Genomic DNA, 17,880 nt, shown 5'->3' with positions numbered 1-17,880 from the left:
CGACGGTAGGGCCCGGCGGCAAACGTCAGCGGCGCCAGCGCAGCGGGCCCGGGTGCACCGTCCACAGCAGCCGCCGCCACCGCGGCCGCGCGGACCGCAGCGCCGAGACATACCCGTCGGCGACCGCCGCCGCGCGGTCCGCCTGCTCCGGCGTCGCCGTGCCCGGCGCGAAGGCCACCTGGTTGAGCAGCCCGGCGAGCTCGTCCACGTCGTCGGGCGGGACGGCCTCGGCCCGGGTGTCCGCGCCGCGGGTCCGCGTCGGATCGGGAGTCAGTGCCGCCCGGGCCGCCGCGAGGGTCCGCCCGGCCGCCTCGGCCACCTCGCCGGCGGACAGGTCGTCGCCGACCGGGTGGCCGGTCAGGCGCAGCGCGTCGGTCACCTCCCGCCAGGCGCCGGCGATCCGCCGACCGGGGTCACCCCGCCCCAGCCGGGCCCGGGTCAGGTTCCGGCGCAGCGCGGCGAGGGTCAGCAGCACCAGCCCGACCAGCAGCACCAGGCCGCCCGCGCCGCCGGCCACCAGGACCGGGGCGGAGAGCCCGGACCGGTCGCCCGCCGGGCCGGACGCGGCCTCGGCCGGGGGCGTCGCGGGCGGCTCCACGGTCGGCTCCGGCACCTCTGACGGGGGCGGGTCGTCCGGGGTGGGCCGGAAGTCCTCCTCCACCGGGCGCGGCTCCTCGTCCGGCTGTGGCATCGGGTCGAACGGCACCCAGCCGACCCCCTCGAAGAGCACCTCCGGCCAGGCGAACGCGTCCGCGGCGCGGACCGGACCGTCCCCCCGGGGCTCGAAGCCCACCACCACCCGGGTGGGCAGCCCGGCCAGCCGACCCAGTACCGCGAACGCCGCCGCGAACTGCTCCGAGGTGCCCCGCTGCCCGCCGCCGTTGCGCGGTCCGAAGAGGAAGAACGCCAGGTTCGGGTACGCGTGCCCGCTCGGCGCGTCCGCGGTGACCCGGTAGTGCTCGGCGAGGAACTGTTCGATCGCGGCGGCCCGCGCGTACGGGGCGCCGTTGGACTCGGCGAGCTGGGCGGCGAGCCGGCGCACCTGCTCCGGCGCCCCGTCGGCCACCCGCAGCACCCGGGACACCGCGTCACCCGCCGGCACGTTCGCGGTGGCCAGCAGGTTCCCGTCGGGGCGCTCCCGCAGCGAGGTGACCGTGTAGCGCAGCCCGGGAGCCAGCCCCTCCGGCCGGATCAGCGTCCCGGTCGCCGGGTCGTACGCCACCCGGGCGCCGGTGATCTCCCGGGGCGTGGCGACCGCCGGCAGCAGCCGCCCGGTCAGGTCGGCCACGGTGATCTCCTGGCGGACCGTGTCGGTGGCACCGCCCGGGGCCGGCTCCACCGCCGGCAGGATCCGGCCGGCGTTGCGGTAGGTGGCCCCGACCCGCCAGGTCACCCCGTCGTAGTCACTGAGCACGGCGAGCCGGATCCGGGCCGCCCCCGACCCCGATCCGCCCGCCTCGGTGCGGACCTCCAGCAGCCGCTGGTCCGGGTTCAACGCCCAGCCGGAGATCCGGATCAGCGGGTTCTCGTCCAGCGACTCGACCTGCGGCGGTTCGACGTACCGGCGCGGGTCCACCGGGTGCTCGTCCACCTGACCGGCCACCAGCGGGGCGAGCAGGGCGGCGAGCCCGACGACCACCGCCACCCCCGCCGCGCCGGCCGCGAACAGCCGGACCCGGACTGCGGCGCGGACCGCCGGAGCGAGCCCTGCCGACGGGTCGGCGGTCGCCGGCCCGTCCCGCCGCGACGGCGCCGCCAGGCCCACTGCGGCGACCGCCGCGAACGCCACCGACGGCCAGATCGCCGGCTGCGCGTTCGGGCCCACCACGTACAGCGCGCCCGCATAGAGCAGGGCTGGCGGCAGGTAGCCGAGCAGCACCCGGCCGGCCCGCAGCGCCACCTCCGCGCCGGCCAGCCCCGCCAGCCACCCGGCGACCAGCGGCAGCAGCACCGTGTCCGGCGCCGGTTCGACCGGGATCATCGCGGTCAGCAGCCGGGGGATCGCGTTGCGGGCGGCGTCCGCGGTCACCGCGCCCAGGCTTCCCGGCAGGTCGGCGTGCGCGGCGGCCAACCGCAGCGCCAGCGCCGTCCACCCGGCCAGGGCGAGCACCGACAGCGGTGCGACCAGCCAGGACGGCAGCCGCCGGGCGGCCACGCTGACCAGCACCGAGCCGACCGCCGCGCCGACCATCAGCCGGGTCAGCAGCGACCCCGCGTACACCCGGTCGAGCACCACGCCGGCCAGGGCGATCATGGTGATCAGCGCCAGCGGCGCCGGCACGGCGGCAAGCAGCCGCACCACGGCCCCGCCGCGCCGGTCCTGCCCCGGCGGCGGTCCGGCCGACGCGTCCGCGTCGCGCGGCGGCGCCAGGCTCACCACCGGCGGACCCCGTCCCACTCGGCGGCGAACTCCGCGCCGTCCGCCGCGTCCACCACCAGCAGGCCGGCCGCGCCGGCCGGCGTCGGCTCCGCCGCCCCGAGGACCCCCACGAGCACCGACGGGTACGCCCCGCGCAGCGCGCCGACCTGCCCCAGGTCCCCGCGGCCACCCGGCCCGGTGAGGAAGACCAGGGTGTCGCCGAGCCGCTCCTGCCGCAGCCGGCTCATCGCGGTCCGCAGCACGTCGTCCCCGGCGTCGGCCAGGTCGACCGCGGCGAGCCGGTCCAGCGGCCCACCGGCGCCGGCCGGATCCCCGTCGGCGGGTACGACCAGCAGTAGGCTCACCGGCAGGTCCTCCCGGACCGCGGCGGCGACCACCGACGCCGCCGCCTCGCAGCCGGACTCGAAGGAATCGGCCACCCCGTCGACCCGCTCCGGGTGCGCGGCCGCCCGGTTGTCCAGCACCACCACGATCCGGGGCAGGCTGGTGTCCACGTTCTCCCGGACCATCAGCTCGCCGACCCGGGCGCTGGTCCGCCAGTGCACCCGGCGCAGCTCGTCGCCGACCACGTACTCCCGCAGGGAGTCGAAGGTGATCGAACCGTGCGGCACGCTGTCGGTGCGGCCGTCGAGGCTGCGCCCGGCCCCGGTCGGCACCGCCCGCAGCGGATGGATGCGCGGGTGCACCCAGACCGGCACCGTCCCCCCGTACGGGCGGGCCGACGCGACCAGCCCGAGCGGGTCGCGCCGGGTCACCCGCAACGGACCGACCGGCACCACGCCCCGCCGGCGGGTCGGCACGTCGTAGCGGACCGTGGTGTCCCGGCTGGGACGCAGCCGCAGCAGCGGCACCGGCACCAGCGCCGCCCCGCAGCGGTCCTCGGCGACCAGGTTCGCCGCCCGCAGCCGCCCGGTGTTGCGCACGGTCAGCGTCATGCTGGCCGGCTCACCGCGGGCCACCCGGTCCGGGTCGGCGCTGCGCTCCACCGCCAGCCGGGGCCGCCACGCGGCGGTGACCAGCGCGTACCCGACGGCGACGGCGGCCGCCGCGCCGAGCACGGTCAGCTCCGGGTACGCGTACCGGAAGCCGACGCCGAGCAGCGCGACGGCGGCGACGAGCAGTCCGATACCGCGGGCGGTGATCCCCACGGCTCAGCCGTGCACCGGGGCGGGCTGGCCGGACGGCAGCGGCACCGGCACCGAGGCGACCGCCTGGCGCAGCACCTCGACCGCGGTCACCCCGCGCACCTGCGCGTCCGGGGTGAGCAGCAGCCGGTGCGCGAACACCGGCTCGACCAGGGCCTTCAGGTCCTCTGGCATGATCCAGCCCCGCCCGTCGATCAGCGCGTACGCGCACGCCGCCCGGGTCAGCGCGATGACGCCCCGGGGGCTGACCCCGACCCGCACCTGCGGGTGGCCGCGGGTGGCCGCGGCCAGCCGCACCGCGTACGCGTAGAGCGGCTCGGCGATGTGCACCCGGAGGGCCATCCGCACCATCTCGCCGACGGTGGCGGTGTCGGTGACCGGGCTGAGCGAGTCGGGGGAGCGGACGGCGGCCCCGCGCAGTACCTCCACCTCGACCGCCTCGTCCGGGTAGCCCACCGAGAGCTTCACCAGGAACCGGTCGAGCTGGGCCTCGGGGAGGCGGTAGGTGCCGTCCATCTCCACCGGGTTCTGGGTGGCCACCACCAGGAACGGCTGGGGCACCGGATGCCGTACCCCGTCCACGGTGACGGTCCGCTCCTCCATCACCTCCAGCAGCGCCGACTGCGTCTTCGGCGACGCCCGGTTGATCTCGTCGGCGATGACGATGTTGGCGAAGACCGGGCCCGGGTGGAACTCGAAGCCGCGGGTGGCCTGGTTGAAGATGGTCACCCCGGAGACGTCCGAGGGGAGCAGGTCCGGGGTGAACTGGATGCGCCGCCACTGGCCCTTCACCGTGGCGGCGACCGCCCGGGCCAGGGTGGTCTTGCCGACCCCGGGCACGTCCTCCAGCAGCACGTGCCCCTGGGCGAAGAGCGCGGTCAACGCCAGCCGGACCACCTGCGGCTTGCCCAGCACGACCGCGTTGACGTTCTCGGCCAGCCGGGCGGCGAGGGCGGCGAAGCCCTGCACCTCCGCCTGGGTGAGCGGTTCGGGGGTGTTCACTGCGGGTGCTCCTCGACTGGGTCGTACGCCGTCAGCAGGTGGGCAGGACGTTGATGTTGTCCCCGCCCTCCAGGTTGAGCCAGGCCCACGGGATGTAGTTCCGCCCCGCATAGTCGACCTGCACCCACCAGGTGCTGCGCTTGTTGTCGTTGTAGATGTAGGCGTAGACCTCCTCGCCCTGCCTCTTGCAGTACGCCTTCAGCCGCGTGCCGGGCTTCGCCCAGCCGACCTGCTTGGCGTTGTCCTGCCGGGGCACCGAGAAGACCTCGTTGCCGTTCCGGCCGTCCACGTCCGCGTTGCAGTACGTCGCCTCCGGGCCGGAAGCACCGTTGTTGCAGGTGGCGACGCCGTACAGCGGGTCGGTGGACTGCGCGCGGGTCGCGGTGCCCTTGCCGGCCGCGTTGCTCGCGGTCACCGTCACCGTGTACGCAGTGCCCGGCGTCAGCCCGGTCACCCGCAGGCTGGAGCAGCTCCCGCTGGCGGTCTTCCCGCCGGTGGCGGCCGAGCAGGTCGCGGTGCCGCCGCCCGCGTCGACGGTGAACGTCACCGTCACCGAGGTCGCGTCGGCCGACGAGCCGGTCACGGTGATCCGCGGCGCGGCCACGGTCCGCGCCGTGGTGGACGCCTCCGGGCCGGGACCCGCCTCGTTGACCGCCTTCACCTTCACCGTGACGTTCTGCCCGTCGCCGAGCCCGCTGACGGTGGTCCGGACGTCGGTCACCTCGCTGGTCTTCCCGCCGACGTCGACCAGGTACTTCGTGACCGGGCGGCCGTTCTCCACCGCCGGCGACCACTGCACCGCGATCGTGCCCGGCTGGTCGGCCACGGTGCTGGCCCGCAGGTCGGCCGGCGCGGCGGGGGCGGTGAACGGCGCCACCGTGTTGCTGACCGGGGAGGCCGCCGAGCCGGCGTCCTTGTCGTTCACCGACACCACGGTGAACGCGTACTGGGTGCCGTACTCCAGCTCGCCGGCGGGGATCACCAGCTCCGTCTTCGTCGACTCGCCGGCCGGGGCGGTGGCGCCGGCCGACGCGGCGGTGACCGCGTACCGGGCGATGGTGTTGCCCTGGCCGTTGGCCGCGGGCCACTTCACCAGCACCGTGCCGTCCGGGCGGGCCTCGGCGGTCACGCTGGCCGGCGGGTCGGGCACCGCCGCGGTCGGGGTGACCGGGTTGCTCTTCCGGGCCGGCCCGTCGCCCTTGGCGTTCACCGCGTGCACGGAGAAGGTGTACGTCTCGCCGTTGGTCAGCCCGGTGATCTCCACCGCGCGCTGGTTGGCGCCCACCTCGTGGCGCTGGTCGGCGCCCTCCACCACGTACTTGCTGATCTCGGCGCCGTTCGCGGCGGCCGGCCGCCAGCTCACCCGGGCCGAGGCGTTGCCGGCCGCGGCGGTGACGGCGCGCGGCGCGCCCGGCTTGCCCACCCGGGGCTTCTTCGGCGGGGGCGGCGGCGGGGGCGCCGGCGGCGGGTCGCCGCCGAGCACGTCGTTGGCGTACTTGTTGACCTCGCGGACCTGGTTCTTGTCGTCGACCACCCGGGCGGTCGGCGAGTTGGGCGCGTTGATGAAGAGGTGGTTCTCCCGCACCTCCAGCTCCAGCGGGCCGGACGTCCCGGAGCCCTTGATGGTGTCCACCAGCTTGCCGTCGGCGTCGAACGAGTAGACCGTGCCGGTCGCCTCGTCCGCGCAGTAGAAGCGGTTCGCCCAGGCGACCGCCGGACTGAGCCGGTCGCCGGCGCCCGGGACGGTGAACTGCCGCACCTCGTCGGCGCCGCGGACCACGTGCACCCGCCGCTCGCCCGCCACGGTGACCGGCACCTGGGGCCCGCTGGTCCGCGCGGGCAGGGTGCCCGGGGAGGTCATCGTCAGGTCCGCCCGCCGGGTCTGGCCACCCTGGACCGTCACCAGTGAGGCGGAGGTGCGGTCGAGCACCGCGACGCCCTCATCCAGGGTGGAGAGCGCCAGCTCGTGACTGGGCTCGGCCACGTCGTACGTCTGGACCTGCTTCGGGCTGAGCCCGGCGCCCGCCGGCGGCGCGGCCCCGGGCGTGGCGGGCAGCTCCGCGGCGGTGATCGCCGAGACGGTCCCCTCGCTGGGCACCGCGATCCACAACCGACCCTCGCCGTCGAACGAGCCGCCGGTGATGCCCGGGGGATAGCGCACCGGCTCGCCGACCGGCGTCAGCGAGCGCGGGTCAAGCTGCCGGATGATGCCCTGCACCGCGTCCACGACGAAGGCGGCGTCCTCGTGCAGCGCGACGTTCACGCCGAAGCCGGGGGTGGTCGGGGTGGTCGCGGTGATCTGGAGCGTGGCCAGGTCCAGCGAGCTGACCTGGCCGGTGTTCAGGTCGCGCAGGATCAGCAGCCGGTCGGTCTGGGTGACCTGCATCTGGTGCCGACGGGCGCCGGGGACCTCGACCCGGGTGTCGACCCGCGCGGTGACCCCGTTGACCCGGGCCATCTCGCTGCGGGTGGTGCTCCACAGCCAGGAGCTCGCGTCGTAGTTGGCGACCGCGTTGTCGGCGGCGCCCAGCCCGAGGACGGTCAGCCCCATGGCGGCCAGCAGCGCCGCCACGGTGCCGATGGTCACCAGCCCGCCCCGCATCCGGGACCGGGGTCGGGGCGTCTCCGCCCCGGTGCTCACGACGTCCTCGATGGTGGCCACTGCCGGCTGCCTCCCACTGTCGGTGCGGGGAGACGTGCCGGGCGGCGACGACCCTCCCCAGAGCCGGGAGCCATCATATGGGCCGCCCCGACGCGGGGGAACCCGCACCGTCCCGCTGTGGACACCCAGCGTGTTGCGGGTGGACGGTCGGTCAGCCCGGCGGGGTGGCGCGTTCCCGGTCGGTGCAGACCTGACCCGAGGTGGCGAACGTGTCCGTCGAGTAGACCGCGAGCACGGTGAAGCAGTAGTCCAGCTTCCCGTTCAGCCCGTTGACCGTGTAGCTGGTCTGCGCCGGGTCCACCGTGGCCATCACCCCCAGCTTCTGGCCCGCCCGGCCGCCGGCCACCATGAACGGCACGCCGCCGCCGGTCGGGTCCGTCCAGGTGATGGTGATCGCGGTGGTGTCGTCGCGCAGCCGCAGGTCACCGGGGGGCGCGCCGGTCACCACCGGCTTCGCCCGCGTCGGCCCGGGCGCGGGCGCCGGCGCCGCGTCGCGGTTGAGCACCACCGCGCCCACGCCGATCGCGGCGGCCACGGCCACCACCGCCGCGCCCGCCGCCACGGCGATCACCGTACGGTTGCGGCCGCGCGGCTCGGCCTCCTCGACCTGCGGGTACGCGGGCGGCTGGTGGAACGGCGCCGGCACCGCCGGCCACGCCCCCTGCGCCGGGTACGCCTCCGTCCCGGGCGCCGGGTCGACGTGCCGGGGCTCGGGGAATTCCAGCAGGTCGTCGTAGACCGGCAGCGGTGCCGGGGCGGCGGACTCGGTCGCCGGAGCGGGCCCGGGCAGCGGATGCGGGTCCGGCTCGTCGGCGTCCTCCTCTGCCGGCGCGTCGAGCCCCGCGTCGGCCGGCCGGTCGAGCGGCTGCGGCGGTGCGGCGCTGCTCCACGGCGGCGCGGTCAACCCCCACGGCGGTACGGGCGACGCGCTGACCGGGGCCACGGCAGGCGGCCCGCTCACCGGCGACGGTCCCGGGTGAACCACCCCGCCCGGGTACAGGTGCTGCCGGTCGACGCCGGGCGGGCCGCTCACCGGATACGCCGGGTGCCCCGGCGGGCCGCTGACGGGGTACGCGGGCGTCGGTGGTGCGCTCACCGGATGGTTCGGGGGCCCCGGCGGGCCGCTGACCGGATATGCGGGTGGCGGAGGTGCACTCACCGGCGGCATCGGTGGGCCGCTGACCGGGTGGGCCGGCGTTGGCGGAGTGTTCGTCGGTGCGCTGCTGACGGGCGTGGCGCTCAGGGGTGGCGGGCCGACGGGCGGACCGCTGACGGGCGCGGCGTTGAAGGGCGGCGCGCTGAAGGACGGGCCGCTGGCGGGTGGGGTGCTGAGGGGCGTGGCGGCGGCCGGCGGCGTGCCGGGCGGTGGGGGCGGTGCCGCCGCGGCGGCCCGGTCGGCCTCCTCCCGAAGCAGGGGCGCGATCTGCTGCACCTGGATGGTCGGCTTGGTCCAACCGGGCGCCGGGGTGATCGGCTGCTGCTGGTCGCTCCCGCTCGCGGCGGCACCCGCCACGGCGGGCTGACCCGGCGGGGACGGCAGATCGGCGACCGGCTGCGGCCCGGACTGCGGCCCGGTGGTCGCCGGGGGGCCGGCGGACGAGGTGGGCGGGCGCAAGACCGGTGCCGGCGCGGAGACAGGGACAACACCGGGCGGAGCTTGCGGTGGTGCGGCCGGGCCGGAGACCGGCGTCGCGGCGGAGCTCGGCGGAACCGGAGGAGGCGAGTTCGGTGCGGGAAGGCCCGACGCGGGGGGCGCCGAGCTGGGCGCGGGCGGTTGAGGCGCGGGGGGCGTTGCGGTCGGCATGCCGGGTGCGGGTGGCGCGGAGGTCGGGACCCGGATGACCGGGGCCGGCGGCAGGGGCGCCGGGGGCGCCGAGGGCATGGACGGGGCCCAGGTGGGCGCCGGAGCGGTGCCGGCCGGCGGTGCCGGCGCGGAGCCGGGTGCCGGGTGGGGCGCCGCAGTCGGCGCGGGTGGGGCCGGTGCCGGAGCCGGAATGACCGGGGGCGGCGGCAGGGGAACGGCGGGGACGGGCGGCGCGGAGGTGGGAGCCGTGCTGGTCCGGTTCAGCGCGGCGATGACCGGCGGAGGAGGCGGCGACGCCGCCGGCCCGGCGGCGGGGGCAGGCGGCGGCGCCCACCCCGACGACGCCGGGTGCGGGTGCGCCGGCGTCGAGACGGGCGGGGGCGACTGCGCTGCCCTGACCTGCGGCGGCTGCGGCACCCCGGCCCGGGGCAGCCCGGGCTGCGGCGCCCACTCCGACCCGGGTACGGCCGGCGCCGGCGGGGCGGACCGCGGCGCGCCGGTGAGCGGCGGGGGTGGCGGGGCCTGGGGTGCCGGTGGGGCGGGTACGGCCGGCAGGGACATCGTCGGCCCGGAGAGCGCTGCCGGACCGGGGGGCGGTCCGCCGGCGGCGGGAGCGGCGGCGGAGTCGCCGAGGTAGCTTCGGGCCGTGCGCACCGCGGGGTGGTCGGGGCCGAGCACCGCGGGCCCGGCGGTGGCCACGCGGGTGTAGTTGCGGCGGGCCTCGTGCCGGTTGCCCAATTCCTCCGCCACCCCGGCCAGGTCGAAGCTGAGCGCCAGCATCAGCGGGTCGGCGTCCCCACGGCGGCGCTCGCCGGCCGCGTACGCCTCCTCCAGGACCCGCCGGGCCGCGGCCGGGTCGTCCGCCTCCCGGTGCAGCCGCGCCAGCAGGTGGGCGCTGCCGAGCACCTCGGGGTGGTCCTCCCCGTACGCCGGGCGGGCCGCCGCGACCGCGTCGGTGAGCAGGCGGCGGGCGCTGGCCAGGTCACCGGCGGCGCGCAGGGCGAGGGCCTGGTGCTGAGCGGCGGTCAGGGGGGAGGGGTGGGACACGTGAGCAATGCTGCCGGTAATCGACGGTCGGACGCTACCCGCCCGCACGCATGGTGGGACCAGGTCGCCGACGAGGTCCGTGATCCGACCCCCGTGAGCTGCGGAAACGTCCGTCGCCGGAGCGCGGCGGGCGGCGATGTGCATGATCCATCCGGGCCGTGTACAGTAATGCCCCGTGCGGCCCACCGGGGCGGCTGACGGGTGACGAGGTCACCGTGGCCGACAGGGTAGGCTGGACGAGCAGGTCCGGGTGGCGGAATGGCAGACGCGCTAGCTTGAGGTGCTAGTGCCCGTATAGGGCGTGGGGGTTCAAGTCCCCCCTCGGACACGACTCATAGCCCCACGGTGCGCGCTGAGATCAGCTTCAGCGCGTACCGTTTGCGTTTCTGGCTGGTAGGCGAGTCGGAGGCTGAGCTGACGGTAGACCTCGGCCTTGTCGGCGGGATCGGCGTCGCGGAGCACGGCGGCGATATCTCCGAGCGCCGTCACCAGGCTCGCGATTTCTGCTCGGCTCATCCGGCGCGGGCGGTTGCCCGCGTTCGCGTGGAGATCTGCTTCGGCGCGGGCGCGTTCGGCCTGGGTCTGGGCGATCCAGCCGGTGACCACCGCCGGGTCCGCACCGGCGTCGAGGGCCGCCCGGTAGCGCTCCAGCTTGGCGTCGCATGCGGTGATGATCGTCTGGGCTGCCGCAGCAAGACCGGGCGGATGATCCAGGGGTTGGGCGTCGGCCATAGCGGTGATCGTCTGTTCGATGCGGTGGGGTGCGAAGGCGGAGGCCAGCCAGGTGTCGAGCGGGTCGGTGAGGGCGTTCTCGCGCAGGTACACGTTGCTGGGATGCGCGACCTGGTTGGCGAGGGCGTACTCCTGGGGGAAGCGACAGCGGTAGTAGGCGTCGCCGTGGTTGTACTGGCCCTGCATGCGTCGGTCGCAGGCGGCGCAGTAGATCAGGCCGCGGAAGACGTACGGGTTGCGGGTGCGCTGCCTGACGTGTTGACCGCCGGTTTCCCGTCCGCGCCGTTGGAGGATTGCTTGGGCCTGTTCGAAGGTTGCGTCGTCGATGAGTGGTTCGTGGGTGATCTCCTTGGAGACCACCCACTTGTCTCGGGCGTTCCAGCGCATGACGCCGGTGTGGCCCATTGCTACGTCGTCGACGTCGAGCAGCACCTCGTCGGTGCGTTGCTTGTTCCATACCTGTCGCCCGGTGTAGCGGGGGTTGGTGAGGATGACGCGGACGGCGCTCTTGGACCACGCGATGCCGCTGCGGTGCGGGTTGCGGGCGCGGTCGTGGGCTGACGGGCACGGTACGTGGTTGGCGGTGAGTCCTTCGGCGATGGCGAAGAGGCCGATGCCGGCGAGGAACTCGGCGAAGATCCGCCGGACGATCGGCGCCGTGTGGTCGTCGGGAGTGAGGCCCTTGAGGCGTTTGCCGTCGGCGGCCTTGGCGGGGTTGGGGTGGGGTCCGAGGTCGCGGAGGGTGTAGCCGTAGGGTGGGCGTCCGCCGAGGTAGCGGCCTTCGAGGAGGGTCTGAGCGGTCATGGCGGTGCGGACGCGGAGCTTGATCCGGTTGCGTTCGCCCTTGCTCATGCCGCCGAAGACGGACATGACGAGTTCGTGTGCCTCGTTGTCAGGGTCGATGGGGCCGCCGATCTCGGGCACCCAGAGTTCGACGCCGTAGTGGGCGAACAGCGGCACCGTGAGACCGAACTGGTTGCCGTAGAAGGCGCGGTGGGGTTCGCCGACGACGACGGCGGAGAACCCGCGCCGTGGGTCGCGCAGCGCCGCGAGAAGCAGGCTGGCCTGGACCCGGCGTTGCCAGGGGAGGGAGCGGCTCTGGCCGACGTCGAAGTACTCGGTGACGATGCGTCCACCGTGGGGCTGGATGAGTGTGGTCGCGCGGGTGAGTTGCCAGCTCCGGGACGATTCGGGGTCCTGGTTGTCCTCGGTCGAGACGCGGCCGTAGAAGGCGAAGGGTTTCGGTTGAGGGGTGGTCATCCGTTCTCCTCGATCGAGTTGTCCGTGCGGCGGTCGTTGACGCGTCTGAGCAGCTTCAGTAGGGCGGCAGCTGCGCCGGGGTGCAGCTCAGGTGGCTGGCGGGGAGCCTCCACCCTGATGAACGCGGTCGTCGCACGCCCGTCGACGTCGTCGACCGTCCATGAACGGTCGCCTTCACTGGACCGGTCAAGTCGCTTGTCCGGTGCCGCGTCCGTCGCCGGATCGGACTCCTTGCGTTGCTGATGTTGGTGATCGGACGGCAGAGTCATACGCCTCCGTCCGGTGGCTGACCCGGCGGAGACATCCGTCGGTGGGCGTGCATCGTTCGCTCCTTGGCCGCCGCGACCCCGTTCCGAAAGAGGGCGGGCTGGAGGGCGATGCGGGCATTGGCGTCGTGAGCGAGCGCGGCGGTCGTGCTGCAGCTCGATGCGTTTGAGGCTCGCTCCGTGTCGGATGGGTGGGTTGTCATGGAGAGGTCCTCCGAAGTTGGTTGGTGTGCCGGTTGCTCCGGCGGGCATGAAGAAGCGGCCGATGCCGTCAGGCATCGGCCGCTCGCTGAGCAGGGGCAGGCGTTACATCTATGCGGTTGTCATGTCCCTCGGGGGCCTCGAGACGGGCTAGCGCTGGGCTAGCGCTGCTGGGCGGCGCGTGTTGGTGGCCAGTCGAGATTCCCCACTAGCGGCCACTTGGTGGGGAGCTATCTGGCCACGAATGTCACAACGGGTAGCTGTGCACGCGGCCGTGTTGCCGAGAGCCTGTGACGAGCTGATCGCTGGGCGTGGCGGGTCCGGTCCGCGGAGGTCAGTCGCTGCCTTGTCATCCTGCCCGTCGGACGAGGCGGCATGATGTGGGCATGGCGTTGTCGACGGCGTTCACGGAGATGCTCGGCGTGCGGTACCCGATCGCGCTGGCGCCGATGGGTGGGTCGGCCGGCGGCGCGCTGGCCGCAGCTGTCTCCCGCGGTGGCGGGTTCGGGATTCTGGGCGGCGCGTACGGGGACCCGGAGTGGCTGGCACGTGAGGTGCCGATCGTCGCGGGCACTGAAGGGCCGTGGGGTGTCGGATTCCTGACCTGGGGGATCGATCTCGCCGCGGTGGAGCTGGCGCTGAGCTACGGCGCCAGCGCCGTGATGCTGTCCTTCGGCGATCCGAGCCCATACGCGGAGCATGTCCGCCGGGCAGGGGCTCTGTTGATCCTCCAGGTCACAGATCTGGAGGAGGCCAAGCGGGCCGTGGACCTGGGCGCCGATGTGATCGTGGCTCAGGGAACCGAGAGCGGTGGGCACGGAGCCGTGCGCGGGCGGTCCACTTTGCCGTTCGTGCCCGCGGTGGTGGATCTCGTAGCTCCGGTGCCGGTGCTGGCAGCGGGCGGGATCGCCGATGGACGTGGTGTGGCGGCGGCGCTCGTGCTGGGCGCTGCCGGAGCGCTCATCGGCACCCGCTTCCAGGCCACCACCGAGGCCCTGGTCGATCCGTCGATCACCAAGGCGATCCTCGAGGGGCGGGGGCAGGACACCGAGCGCAGCACCGTGCTGGACATCGCGCGCGGCTCCCGATGGCCGTCGAAGTACCCCGCCCGCACCCTCGGCCACCCCTACCTCGACCGCTGGCGCGGCCGGGAGGCCGAGCTCGCCGCCGATCCCCAAGCCCGTCAGGCGTACCAGGACGACGTGGCACGCGGCGCGGTGCCCCCGCTGCCGGTCTGGGCGGGCGAGGCCGTCGACCTCATCACCGACCTGCCCTCGGCGGAGGACCTGGTCACCGCCATGGTCACCCAGGCCCAGGACGCCCTGACCCGAGCGGGACGCCACTGACCCACCAGCCGTCAGCGCCGTTCCGGCTCGCTCGTCACGCGCCGCGGCGAAGCTACCGAGCCAAGAGCGATCACTCACAGCCACACCGCAACTGGCCGTCCATGGGGAATTTTTGGTGGCCGCTGTCAGGCGCGGCTTGCTGGTGCGCGTCTGCGTGGACTAGCGACGCTCCGGAGACCACTCCTTTTCACACCGAAGAGTTCGGGTGCCTGATGCATGCGAATCGTCTGGGGCAGTGCGATGTGAAGATCCAGTCGAGGCCGTCTTCCCGGGGACTGTCGAGGTGTTCGGCGCGATGTAAGCCGGCCTGGTGTAGCGACGCGCTGGGAGGCTGCGGTATCCGGGCGGCGGTCAGGCGGTCCGCCACCGCAGCCGATTGTCCCCGGCCGAGGGCTTGCACACCATCAGCTTCCCTGTGCTGGTGCGTTCCACTGCGCCAGCCGCCTTGCACGGCCCACCCGGGTGAACGATCGGCGAGCACAAGCATCGGCGGCGAGGGCGGCAATGACTCAGGACAACGGTGTCGCGCAGCTCTCGCTGACTGCGCGGCAAGCAGACATCTATCGCGGTCTCCTGCGCCTGGTAGGGCCTGGGGCGGCAGAGTTCTGGAAGGAAGCCTGCGACCGGATGGCTGAGTCGCCCGTGCGCCCAGTGACCACCCACATGGTCGGCCACGCGCTCCGCGAGGTCGATAGTGCGCTGCGTGCCGTCTTGGAGGAGCGCGCGATGGCACAGGTCGGCCCGGCCGAGATCCGAGCGGCCGGCAAGGCTAAGAAGTCCGGAAGCCTGAAGATCTCTGCGATCTGCGCGGATCTTCAGATACCGGAGTCGCACCCGCTGAGGGAGTTCTGGCTCGGCCAAAGCCCCGAAGTGCCAATCGGACTGCACAAGCGTGCGCACCGCAACGGGCTTGAGTATCCCCGGCCCATGGATGCCGGCTTCCGAGAGTTCTTCGCTCAGATGGAGGCACTGTTCGATCTCGTCCTCGAGCGCTTCGAGCTGCGTTACAGCACAGTATTCGATAGCCTCGACTTGCTTCTAGCGGTGCAGAACCCGGTAGCGGAGCACGCTGAGCGCCTTGCGCAGAAGTTCCCCGCGAACGAGACGGCTCGACGCTACTTTTTCAATCGAGCATCAACCGCGTGGCTAGGCGCTCTGCGCGAGCATGGGTTCTTCATCAATCCTCCGCCTGCGATCCTGGAGCCCGGCAACGATGCAGCCGTCCTGCGCCGGTGGCCGGAGTCTGAATACCTCGTCCGGGTAGCCACCGACAACCCACAGGCGACGATCGAGGCGGCACTTGATATCCCGGCGACGGACAACAGCTACGTTATCTGGGACCTGGTGAAGATCGCCCTGACCCTCCCGCCAGCTCACGGGGTGGGGCTGGTGCCGACGATCGTCGCCTCGATACCCGGCCCCTTCGGGGTGATCGCGGCCGACGAGATTGGAGAGCTCGCTGTTCGGCTGGCGGAGGCAGGATACGCCGAGGCCGCCGACGATCTCATCCGTGGTGTGCTGAAAGACGTGCCCAAACGCGGCCAGGAGGCAGTCCGGATCTACGACTACGTCAGCATCGTTCGGACCCCGCTGCCAGCCGTTGCGTCCGTCGTCGGCCTGCCGATGCTGACCTTCGCCGCGGGCCTGCTCGATGCCGCGGTCGAGACCTTCAAAGCGGACGGCGAGGACAACTCGCGGTTCTGGCGGCCGTCGCTGCTCGCCGACGAGGACGATTCGTCCGGCCCGGATGCGCGAGACGCTCTCGTGGACGCCGTGCGTTCCATTGCCGAGAAACTGGTGTCGTCCGGTCAAACAACCTTGCAGCACGCTCTCGATGTTCTGGAGCAGCACCACGCGTTGATCTTTCGGCGGCTTGCGCTGCACCTGGTACGAGAACACGGTCAGGACGACCTGAGCCTGGTCCGCCGCTACCTGTTCGATCGAGACCTGCTGGCTGACCGCGGCGCCGAGTACGAATTTCAGCTGTTCCTGCGCGATGTCCATGCCTTGCTGGAGCCGCACGAGGTGCAGCAGCTTGTCGATGCGATCCTGGCCGGCCCAGACACTGGCCCGTGGAAGAACCGCTTCTCCGAAGCCCACGACCATCCGGATCCGGACGCGACGGTGCAGCAACTCGCTGGCATGTGGATCCGCGACCGCCTCGCACCCCTCGAACCAGTCCTCGATACGGCCGCTCGAGACCGATACCAACAGCTCGTGACCCAATGCGGGCCGGCTTCGGATCTATCCGTCGTGCCCGTGCGCTTCACCAGCTCCTGGACCCAGGAATCCCCGGTTGACGCAGGCGAGCTCCAGGCACTTCCGGCAGCGGAGCTCGTTGAGTTTTTGGCACGCTGGCAGCCCCCGCAGGATTGGCGCGGCCTCGACCGCTCGGCGATCTGCAATGCCCTGAGCGCGTCGATCGCTGCCGCCGCCGAGCAGCGTTCACACGATGCCGGCGCGTTCACCGGAGTCGATCCCGCGCACGCCAGCGCGATCCTCGAAGGCTTCGCCGATGCCGCGCGTGATCGCCGCGAGCTCGATTGGGCCGCGCTGATCGAATTCTTCGGCTGGGTTGACGATCAAGCCGCGGCGGAGCTTGCGGCCATGGTGACGACGCGCGCCGTCCGGCAGTGGCGGCGGGCGCGCTACAACGTCCTGCACATCCTCGGGACCGCGCTGCGCCACACCGACAGCCCGATTCCGGCGGGATGCGAGCCCGGGATCTGGGCGATCGTCCGCTCCGCCATCGCTGATCCCGATCCCCAGGACGAGCCCGATCCCGCCTCATCCGCGCTCGACGCCGTCCGTCCGGCCGCGCTGCACACCGCCATCCAGCTCGGCTTGTGGAAGCGCCGGGCAGACTCCCAGCCGCCGGCAGAGGTCCTAGCCCTCATCGAGCAGCACCTCAGCGGACCCGATGGGTCAGCAGCGGTACCTGAAACCCTTGGCCGTAACCTGCCGGTGCTGCACTTCATCGATCCGTCCTGGACACGCGAGCACCTCGATCAGATCCTGCCCGAAGACAGCAGCCTTAACGACACCTGGACGGCCGCCTGGGACGGCTTCCTCGACAACCCAGCCCCGTCAGATCAGCTCTGGGATCTTCTGCTGCCCCACTACGAGCGCGCCGTTCGCGAGCTGTCTCCGGACGGCGACGACGATTGGGCGGTGATGCGAGCCAGCCAGCTCGCCAGCCACCTCGGTCGGCGCTACTGGTTCGGCTACATCGGCCTGGACGACCCGGACCAACTGCTGCACAGGTTCTATCAACAAGCGCCGGCCCAAGCTGCGGCCGTCATCGTGGAGATGTCGGGAAATTCGCTCGCCGCCGCTGTCCCGCTCGACCCAGCCCACCGCGCCCGCCTCATGAAGCTCTGGGAATACCGGCTCGCCACGGCCAACCCGAGTTCGGGGCACCGCGAGCTGCAGACGTTTGACGACTGGTACCTCAGCGGCGCCTTCGACGAGGATTGGTCCCTTGCCCAGCTGCGCAACATCATGGTCAGCGACCCGGAATTCCATCCGAGTTTCCGGGCTCTGCAACGAATGAGCAGCAACGCCACTCAGCACGCTCCGGCCTGCCTCGACATCTTCGGGACGTGGCTCGACAACGGCCCGAAGTACTGGGACTACGCCCGGAGAATCGACGATGTGAAGGCCATCCTGCGTGCTGCGGCCGGCGCGGGCGCCGCAGAGCGCGTCAGGGTTGAGCACATCGTCAGCCGTTTCTCAGCCCTTGGTACCGATCTACGCGACGTCCTGACGCAGGATTTTTTTCGCGAGAACGGCGCTGGCTGAAGTTCCTTTAGAGCCTGGCAAATAAGGGGTTGAGGCGGCCGCTGGGGCCCAGTTGAGATCGATGATCTCGCGTGTCCGGCGTGGCGGCGTGACATGGGGAAGGGCCTTCGGTACGAGCAGAGGCGACTAAACCAGCACGACCGAAGGCCCAACCCTGTCTGTATACCTTGTCGCCGGTGTCGCCGCATCTACCGCCCCGGGCAGCCTCGCCGATCACCTGCCGACCGCCCGGCC

General features: G+C 73.0%; 9 protein-coding genes and 1 tRNA gene. 3 read left to right on the top strand and 7 right to left on the bottom strand.

Annotated features, from left to right (window positions below; genetic code table 11):
* Positions 1 to 25: 25 nt before the first annotated feature.
* The 5 genes from ACTWO6_RS22520 to ACTWO6_RS22500 all read right to left on the bottom strand — a co-directional run bounded on the left by ACTWO6_RS22520 (position 26) and on the right by ACTWO6_RS22500 (position 10,040).
* Positions 26 to 2,398, bottom strand: a complete 2,373-nt coding sequence (locus ACTWO6_RS22520) for a transglutaminaseTgpA domain-containing protein (RefSeq protein ID WP_446215786.1) — start codon at positions 2,396 to 2,398, stop codon at positions 26 to 28.
* Entirely contained in the window at positions 2,374 to 3,528 is a 1,155-nt protein-coding gene (locus tag ACTWO6_RS22515) for a DUF58 domain-containing protein (RefSeq protein ID WP_446215785.1), read from the bottom strand. The genes ACTWO6_RS22520 and ACTWO6_RS22515 overlap by 25 nt, the downstream gene beginning before the upstream one ends.
* 3 nt (positions 3,529 to 3,531) lie before the next feature.
* Positions 3,532 to 4,527, bottom strand: coding sequence for an AAA family ATPase (locus tag ACTWO6_RS22510; protein WP_446215784.1), 996 nt, complete (start codon positions 4,525 to 4,527; stop codon positions 3,532 to 3,534).
* 31 nt (positions 4,528 to 4,558) lie between these two features.
* On the bottom strand, positions 4,559 to 7,189 hold the full coding sequence (locus tag ACTWO6_RS22505; protein ID WP_446215783.1) for a fibronectin type III domain-containing protein: 2,631 nt from the start codon (positions 7,187 to 7,189) through the stop codon (positions 4,559 to 4,561).
* A 151-nt stretch (positions 7,190 to 7,340) separates the two neighbouring features.
* Positions 7,341 to 10,040 carry a tetratricopeptide repeat protein gene (locus ACTWO6_RS22500; protein ID WP_446215782.1) on the bottom strand — a complete coding sequence of 900 codons (2,700 nt, stop codon included), beginning with the start codon at positions 10,038 to 10,040 and terminating at the stop codon, positions 7,341 to 7,343.
* Between the two features lie 244 nt (positions 10,041 to 10,284).
* Between ACTWO6_RS22500 and ACTWO6_RS22495 the strand changes: the two genes are divergently transcribed.
* Positions 10,285 to 10,368: transfer RNA gene (locus ACTWO6_RS22495), tRNA-Leu, on the top strand.
* Here the strand turns inward: ACTWO6_RS22495 and ACTWO6_RS22490 are convergent.
* Together ACTWO6_RS22490 and ACTWO6_RS22485 are read right to left on the bottom strand one after the other, a co-directional pair.
* Entirely contained in the window at positions 10,350 to 12,032 is a 1,683-nt protein-coding gene (locus tag ACTWO6_RS22490) for a recombinase family protein (protein ID WP_446215781.1), read from the bottom strand. The genes ACTWO6_RS22495 and ACTWO6_RS22490 overlap by 19 nt on opposite strands.
* Positions 12,029 to 12,301, bottom strand: coding sequence for a hypothetical protein (locus tag ACTWO6_RS22485; RefSeq protein WP_446215780.1), 273 nt, complete (start codon positions 12,299 to 12,301; stop codon positions 12,029 to 12,031). The genes ACTWO6_RS22490 and ACTWO6_RS22485 overlap by 4 nt, the downstream gene beginning before the upstream one ends.
* A gap of 584 nt (positions 12,302 to 12,885) precedes the next feature.
* Here ACTWO6_RS22485 and ACTWO6_RS22480 point away from each other — a divergent pair.
* Positions 12,886 to 13,845 (top strand): NAD(P)H-dependent flavin oxidoreductase, encoded by a 960-nt coding sequence (locus ACTWO6_RS22480; protein ID WP_446215779.1) that lies wholly within the window; start codon positions 12,886 to 12,888, stop codon positions 13,843 to 13,845.
* Between the two features lie 504 nt (positions 13,846 to 14,349).
* Complete coding sequence (locus tag ACTWO6_RS22475) at positions 14,350 to 17,646, top strand: hypothetical protein (protein WP_446215778.1); 3,297 nt, start codon at positions 14,350 to 14,352, stop codon at positions 17,644 to 17,646.
* Positions 17,647 to 17,880: the final 234 nt, after the last annotated feature.

The sequence above is a fragment of the Micromonospora sp. IBHARD004 genome, from assembly GCF_052814115.1.
The sequence above is the reverse complement of the archived record's forward strand: the minus strand, read 5'-3'. Positions and strand labels throughout refer to the sequence as shown.

What these genes read in the sequence shown, in the direction of transcription:
- ACTWO6_RS22490 (WP_446215781.1), bottom strand. Translation starts at nt 12,032, where the DNA reads ATGACCACCCCTCAACCGAAACCCTTCGCCTTCTACGGCCGCGTCTCG.
- ACTWO6_RS22485 (WP_446215780.1), bottom strand. Translation starts at nt 12,301, where the DNA reads ATGACTCTGCCGTCCGATCACCAACATCAGCAACGCAAGGAGTCCGAT.
- ACTWO6_RS22480 (WP_446215779.1), top strand. Translation starts at nt 12,886, where the DNA reads ATGGCGTTGTCGACGGCGTTCACGGAGATGCTCGGCGTGCGGTACCCG.
- ACTWO6_RS22475 (WP_446215778.1), top strand. Translation starts at nt 14,350, where the DNA reads ATGACTCAGGACAACGGTGTCGCGCAGCTCTCGCTGACTGCGCGGCAA.